Source organism: Xenorhabdus stockiae, assembly GCF_002632825.1.
GTDB lineage: Bacteria > Pseudomonadota > Gammaproteobacteria > Enterobacterales > Enterobacteriaceae > Xenorhabdus > Xenorhabdus stockiae.
In genome coordinates this window covers 1-1,156 of sequence record NZ_NJAJ01000124.1, presented here as the reverse complement: position 1 = coordinate 1,156, position 1,156 = coordinate 1, and the positions used below count along the sequence as shown (strand labels likewise).

1 protein-coding gene is annotated in these 1,156 nt (G+C 40.7%); it reads left to right on the top strand.

Going from position 1 to position 1,156, the window contains the following annotated elements:
- Positions 1 to 105: 105 nt before the first annotated feature.
- Positions 106 to 1,122: an IS630 family transposase gene (locus tag Xsto_RS20710; protein ID WP_099126318.1), complete on the top strand. Its 1,017-nt coding sequence runs from the start codon at positions 106 to 108 to the stop codon at positions 1,120 to 1,122.
- The last annotated feature ends 34 nt before the right edge of the window (positions 1,123 to 1,156 follow it).

Genomic DNA, 1,156 nt, shown 5'->3' with positions numbered 1-1,156 from the left:
CTAAATAGCTTTTCAAAATGATAGGCGAATCAAAGAAACTCAGTCCTATTTTTGCGAACTTTTTAATCGCAAAACCAAAAAAACACAAAAAGGAAGGACTGAGTTATGGCCATCGTACCACCAATTCCGCGCAATGAGCGGCGTCAAATGAGAAAAATTGTCCAAAAAACGGCAGATAAAAACTATGCTCGCCGGATTATGGCGATACTCTTGCTACATCAAGGTGCATCTGTGTCTCAAGTCGCCAAAACACTTTGCACCGTGCATTCCTCTGTGTGGCGGTGGATTGATCGCTTTAAGGCACTTGGATGGGCCGGATTGTATCCTTTATCCGCGGGGCGCCACCCTCGGTGGAATTTAACGCCACTTTTGCCCGTTCTGTTTTATTTGTTGGAACATTCACCTCAGCAATTTGGTCATATTCGTTCTCGTTGGAGCCTCTCTTTTTTTATCTTTCAAATCAAAAAATTATTTAATATCAAACTGTCAATCAGCACACTTTACCGATTTTTCTGTAAAAATCGCATTGTATGGCGACGAGCAGCCCCGACATTACAGGTGCCTGACCCTGAATATGATGAGAAAATGAGGCTCATTACCAAAGCGTTATCTCTGGCCTCAGAGAAACATCCCGTGGTTTATGAAGATGAGGTTGATATTCACTTTAATCCTAAAATCGGCGCTGACTGGTATTTTAAGGGACAACAAAAGCGGATTATCACCCCGGGACAAAATCAAAAATACTACATTGCGGGCACTCTTGACGTTCAAACAAAGCACGTTCTCTATACGGGAAGTTCAAAGAAAAATTCACTCTTATTTATTAAAATGCTGGAAGTCTTAAAAAGATATTATCAGGGTGTGAAAACGCTGACCGTGATTTTGGATAATTATTGCATTCATAAAAGCCGGGCAGTTCAGCGTTGGTTGGCTCAAAACCCCACCATTATCCTCTTATTCCTGCCCGTCTACTCGCCTTGGTTGAACAAAATAGAATACTTATGGCACACGTTACATGAAACAGTCACACGTAACCATTGTTGTCGGTATATGTGGCAACTGCTCAGTAATGTGAAAAAATTCTTGAAAAAATCTGCAAATAGACTCTTTCAGAGAAAGTAAATCGAGTGTCTCACTATTATGAAAAGTTATTTAG

Bases quoted from the DNA above. Each gene is read 5' to 3' on its own strand.
- Xsto_RS20710 (WP_099126318.1), top strand. From the start codon at position 106: ATGGCCATCGTACCACCAATTCCGCGCAATGAGCGGCGTCAAATGAGA.